The 1137-nt window shown below is 38.5% G+C and carries 1 protein-coding gene; it reads left to right on the top strand.

Annotation, left to right across the window (positions count from 1 at the left end; genetic code table 11):
• Window positions 1–221: 221 nt before the first annotated feature.
• Window positions 222–578, top strand: a complete 357-nt coding sequence (locus AC1F2U_RS34715; protein ID WP_480265274.1) for a hypothetical protein — start codon at window positions 222–224, stop codon at window positions 576–578.
• Window positions 579–1137: the final 559 nt, after the last annotated feature.

The following is a 1137-nucleotide window of genomic DNA, read 5'->3' as shown; positions in this document are numbered from 1 at the left end:
CATATATAAAAATAAACTTCGTGTGTTCCGCTTTTACCTGGTTCAGAGGTGAAAGTGGAATTACCTAAATATTCACTAACCGTAAATATTCGCTCAATCCTATTCCCAGCAAAGGATACACGGCATCCGTGAATATTCCACTTCTACATAAAAGTGGAACATTTACATTATTTTGATTACTTCATACAACGGATTTATCACATCAATAAAAAATCCGTTTTATGGCAAAACCTACAATTGTTCAAGTTTTTGGAATAGGTGCGACACGGCTAGCAAGTGGAGCAACAACACCAAGTGCAGGGTTATTTATTCCTGATTCAGCGTTACAAGCAGCAGGATTAGCAACTCCAACTACTGCCACAGCAGAAGGTCATTTAGTCGCAATTGCAGTTAACGCCAAAAGTTATCTTACCCAAACTAATTTTGATGCAAATACTGACCAGTCTTTAATCATTGCAGACGGATTCTCAAATTTCACTACAAGAGGAACTGACAACACTGCATACAGACAAGACCAATTAACATTAAGCCTCGCCAAAATTGACACAAATTCAACAGTTGATCCGGATAATTACTAATGTCATGTGGTGTATCGGGGATTTGGACTTTAATAACTCGACTGTATAACACTGGAAATACCAACTATACAGAAAATTATTCTGGCTTTGCAGACGACAATCCGATTCTGGTTAGCGCAAGTCCAACCATGAATTTGATTTCGTCGTGCGATGGAAGAATTTTTCTTGGAAACTGGGGCAATGGTTATATTGTCTCCAAATCGTTCGTTCCCAATCCGAGCGAGAAATATGACTGTATTAATGGTGCGTGTATAAAAAAAACTGTTTATAACACACCAGGGATTTACCAATCACTATCCGATTGTGAAATAGCTTGCGGTACTGGCTGTAGTGGGAAATGTATTTCTAATAGCGAATGGGCGCAAATAAAGGGTTTATCCAATCAATTAAGAAATAGGAGTTGCGGCTAAATATATGAGTACTGAGAGCGTGATTGGGAGTATGCAATCAGCGCTAGATTGCGCTGGGAAATGCAATTGTTGCGATAAGCTACAATCACAGATTAATGCACTAAAGCAACAAGTTGCTAATATCAAACCAGTTGATGAGTTATCGCTAA

The organism is Nostoc sp. LEGE 12454, assembly GCF_056620565.1.
This window is presented reverse-complemented; position numbering and strand designations above follow the sequence as displayed.

Coding starts and splice junctions, on each gene's coding strand:
- AC1F2U_RS34715 (WP_480265274.1), top strand. CDS start 222: ATGGCAAAACCTACAATTGTTCAAGTTTTTGGAATAGGTGCGACACGG.